Here is a 4269-nt window from a genome sequence, read left to right as displayed (position 1 = left end):
GGTGTCGAAGCCCGACGGGCTGGTGGTGGTCGAGCCCGGCACCGAACTCGCCTTCCTGCACGATTTGCCGGTGTCGCTGATGTGGGGCGTCGGCCCGGTGACGAAAGCGCGGCTGGCCGAGATCGGCGTCGAGACCATCGGGCAATTGGCGCGCACCCACAGCGGCGCGCTGGAGCGGCTGATCGGCCACGCCGCAGGCCAGAAGCTTGCTGCCCTTGCTTGGAACCGCGATCCGCGCCGGCTGGAGACGCACAGGCGGGCGCATTCCGCAGGCGCGCAGTCGGCGCTTGGCCGCAAGCCCGCCCTGCCACACGTCTTCGTGCCGACGCTCTTGCATCTCGCCGACCGCGTCGCCAGCCGGTTGCGTGCCAAAGCCCGGCCCGGCCGCACGGTGACGGTGCGCGTGCGCTTCCGCGACATGCGCGCGGTCACCCGCTCGGTGACGTTGGAGCAGCCAATACAGGCGACGACGATGCTCGCCGAAATCGCCGAGGAGCTGGTGCGCGGCGTGCTCGCCGCCCATCCGGGCGAAAGGGAAATTTCGCTGCTCGCAATCTCGGTCTCGCATCTGGAGGAGCATGCCGAGCTGCAGCTTGAACTGCCGCTCGGCCTGGCGGATGAGAAGCTGAGGCCCGGCAGTCGCAAAGGCTTGGCCCGCTTCGGCGCCGACCGCGCCATCGACAAGATCCGCCAGCGCTTCGGCAAAGAGGCCGTCGGCTACGGCACCGTGGCGCTGGAAGCCGCGCGCTCGGTGCCGGATGAATTCAGGGAACTGGCCGAGAAGGAGCTATGAGAATGGGGCGGGTAATCTCCCCCCTTGAGGGGGAGATGTCGCCGAAGGCGACAGAGGGGGTCGCCGCGCGTGAAGCGCCGGCGCTTGCGCGACGAAAGTGAGGGCGGCGTTTATGTGAGACGACCCCCTCTGGCCTGCCGGCCATCTCCCCCTCGAGGGGGGAGATTTCGCTCCGCCGCTGGCGCGCCCTCAATCGGTTTCCGCAATTTTCCAATCCAGGCTCATGCCGGCGCTCATCGTCGCCCCATGTTCGAGCACCGTCAGCCCCTCGCCGTGATGCGCATCGACGGTGTGCGACACCGGCTCGAAGCAGAAGAAGCCGGCATCGGGTGACGGCGAATAGAGGATGTAAACGGCAAGCTCCGGCGAGGCGGTAAGCGAAATCTTGATCCCCTCCTCCATCTGCACGATCGAGGCGCGACGGTCCCATCCGTCGAAGGCGTTGTTCACCCACTCCAGCGGCAGCGGGATGGGACGGTCGAAATCCCAGCCCGGACGCTCGCTCACCGGCACGACGCCGACAGGCAAATGGCGCTCGTCCTCCAGCCAGACGCGCTTTGCCCTTGCTTTCAGCAGGGTTGTGTCGCCGCGCGGGAACCAGGGATGGAAACCGAGGCCGTAAGGCAGGCGAATGCCGGCGCGGTTCTCCACCGTCAGCCGCGCGTCCAACGTGCCGTCGCGCAGCGCGTAGGTGATCGACGCCGCATAACGGTAAGGCCCGATCGCGCCATCGTCGAGCACCAGTTCGGCCTCGATTGCCGTATGCCGAGCAAGCCGCCACGGTTTCTGGAAACCGTCGCCATGGATCGGAAAGGCTTCGCCCGGAACGTTCGGCTCGACGGCATGGAAGCGGCCGTCGAAGGTGAAGCCGCCGCCGGAGATGCGGTTCGACCACGGCACCAGCAGCTGACAGCCGGACGTGCCGGTGCCGTCTCCCGGCTTCAGCAGCGGAACCAGCGCGCCGCCGATCACCAGCGCGTCGTAGCGCGCGATGGCCGCGCCCCTTTCCGGCGCTAGAACCAGCCGGGCGCGGCCGTCATGAAGCTCCACCATGCAGGCCCTCATCGATGGCGATGTTGCCGCCCATCTTTACGCGAATTGGCGGAGAAGGAGACGTGAAGTCCGCAAACGCGTCCAAAAAAACTTCTCCGTCGATGTCGGGCTGGCCAGGCCCCGTTCGTCATAGGAGCATAGACCGGCAATCAACAGGAGAAACGATATGCCCAGCACCATCCGCCTGCATCGCGTCCTGGCTACCAAGCCCGAGAAAGTCTACCGCGCCTTCATCGAGGCGGACGCGCTGGCGAAGTGGCTTCCGCCCAACGGCTTCACCTGCAGCGTCCATCACTTCGAGGCAAAGGTCGGCGGCAAGTTCAAAATGTCCTTCCGCAACTTCACCACGGGCGAGAGCCACGCCTTCGGCGGCGACTATGTCGAGCTCGTCCCGGGCGAGCTCGTGCGCTACACGGACAAGTTCGACGATCCCAACCTGCCGGGCGAGATGCAGGTGATCGTGACGTTGAACAAAGTCTCGGTCGGCACGGAGATGGAGATCACTCAGGCGGGCATTCCGGACGCCATTCCGGCCGAAGCCTGCTATCTCGGCTGGCAGGAGTCGCTCAAGAACCTGGCGAGGCTCGTCGAGCCCGAGATCAATCAGTAGTACCGATCGCAACGGTCCTACGCCGGCCGCGACAGCATGTCCCGGCCGGCATGCGGCTCGATTTCCAATCTGTGAAGTTACGCGTTTCCACCGCTTGCCAGAATGGCTGCGCTGGGCTGGATTGAGCAAAGCCGAGCTCGAATGCGCCGGATGGACAGGCAGAGGGGGGCCGCGATGGAGCCGATTCCGGCCGGATCATCACCGGATGCGGATGAAGACAAGGTCGAGCATTACGATCTCGGCCTCTGCCTGTCGGGCGGCGGCTACCGCGCCATGCTATTCCATGCCGGCGTGCTTTGCCGGCTGAACGAGGCAGGCCTGCTTCAGAAAATCGACATGGTGAGCTCGGTCTCGGGCGGCTCGATCGCCGCCGGGCTGCTGGCCGTTCTCTGGCCGCGCCTGACCTTCGCCAACGGCGTCGCAACCAACTTCCGCGCGCTTTACCTGGAAAAAATACTCGCCTTCTCGCAAGTCTTCCTCGACGCACCCTCGATCCTCATGGGCATCCTCAATCCGTTTTCGAGCGCCGCGCGCGAAGTCGCCGCCTGCCACGAGCGCCATCTGTTCGATGGCTCGAGACCGATGCTTAAGGGCCTGAGCGGACGTCCCTGGTTCGTGTTCTGCTCGAGCAACCTCAGCACCGGCTCGCTGTTTCGCATGTCGAACCGCTACATTGCCGATTACCGGATCGGCATGGCCAAGCATGCGGACCTGCCGGTCGCGACCGCGGTCGCGGCGTCGTCCGCCTTCCCGCCGTTCCTGTCGCCGCTCAGGCTCGACCTCACGCAATTCGAGTGGGAGAACGACAAGCTCGACGCGAGCGTCGGCCCGCCGGTCCCGGCCGGCCGCGCCGTGCTCACCGATGGCGGGGTCTATGACAATCACGGCATCGAGCCGGCGCTGAAGCGCTGCCGCTGGCTGCTGGTCAGCGATGCCGGCGCGCCCTGGCAGGCGTCGGGCTCCGGCTACTGGAACTGGATCTCGCAATTGACGCGGGTGCTCGACACCACCGACAACCAGGTGCGGTCGCTGCGGCGGCGCGATCTTGTCGCGCGTTTCCAGGCGGCCAAGGACGCCGACGATCAGGGCTTGCCCGATGACGCCACGCGGCCCGACTATGCCGCCACGCGTGGCGTCTACTGGTCGATCGCCAGCAAGCCGGACGTGGTCGAGCCGACCTTCGTGCAGACCGCGGCAATCGCGCCCGCCGATATCGGCACCTCGCTGCACTTCCTTGGAGCCAAGGAGACCGTCGATCTGGTGAACTGGGGCTATTGCGCCAGCGACCAGGCGCTGCGCGCCTGGTACGAGCCGGCCGTGCCGGCCGGCAAGGGCGTGCCGCTGCAGGCGGGCGACGTGCAGCCGGGGCGCTGCGCGGTGATATCAAAGGCGCTGATGAGTGGGTTCAAGGTTTGAGCGCGGGGCGCGCGAGCTGCCAATCTCCCCCCTTGCGGGGGAGATGTCGCCGAAGGCGACAGAGGGGGTCGCAGCGCGTGAAGCGCCGGCGTCCTCTGCGAGGCCAGATGAGGTTGGCGATCTATGTGAGACGACCCCCTCTGCCTGCCGGCCATCTCCCCCTCGAGGGGGGAGATTGCACGCTCCGCCGCTTTCGCCAACCCCATCCGCGTTGGCGCAATCCAAACCGGTTCGTGCCTGCCCAGGTCCATGCTAACTGAAGTGCTTTCGACAACGGCCCAAAAATCAGGATGGACAGCGACATGGCAGACGAAAAAGTGGCTCTGGTGACGGCGGGCGGCAGCGGCATGGGCGCGGCGGCGGCGGAGCGGCTGGCGGCGGAGGGCGTCAAGGGCGG

3 protein-coding genes and 2 pseudogenes are annotated in these 4269 nt (G+C 66.5%); 4 read left to right on the top strand and 1 reads right to left on the bottom strand.

The genetic code is table 11. The features are described from left to right. A pseudogene (locus tag EOA38_RS29390) lies at window positions 1-793 on the top strand (DNA polymerase IV); the annotation flags it as partial. Between the two features lie 189 nt (window positions 794-982). On the opposite strand, the gene EOA38_RS29385 reads toward EOA38_RS29390, so the two are convergent. Beyond that, entirely contained in the window at window positions 983-1846 is an 864-nt protein-coding gene (locus tag EOA38_RS29385) for an aldose 1-epimerase (protein ID WP_245464718.1), read from the bottom strand. 166 nt (window positions 1847-2012) lie between these two features. Here EOA38_RS29385 and EOA38_RS29380 point away from each other — a divergent pair, with 166 nt between their 5' ends. From EOA38_RS29380 to EOA38_RS40595, 3 genes and pseudogenes are all read left to right on the top strand, one after another. Beyond that, window positions 2013-2456 (top strand): SRPBCC family protein, encoded by a 444-nt coding sequence (locus tag EOA38_RS29380; RefSeq protein ID WP_127300880.1) that lies wholly within the window; start codon window positions 2013-2015, stop codon window positions 2454-2456. Window positions 2457-2630: 174 nt separating this feature from the next. Further along, window positions 2631-3872, top strand: coding sequence for a patatin-like phospholipase family protein (locus tag EOA38_RS29375; RefSeq protein WP_126094653.1), 1242 nt, complete (start codon window positions 2631-2633; stop codon window positions 3870-3872). A 302-nt stretch (window positions 3873-4174) separates the two neighbouring features. Further along, window positions 4175-4269: pseudogene (locus EOA38_RS40595) on the top strand (3-oxoacyl-ACP reductase); the annotation flags it as partial.

The organism is Mesorhizobium sp. M1E.F.Ca.ET.041.01.1.1 (genome assembly GCF_003997355.1).
GTDB lineage: Bacteria > Pseudomonadota > Alphaproteobacteria > Rhizobiales > Rhizobiaceae > Mesorhizobium.
The sequence above is the reverse complement of the archived record's forward strand: the minus strand, read 5'-3'. Positions and strand labels throughout refer to the sequence as shown.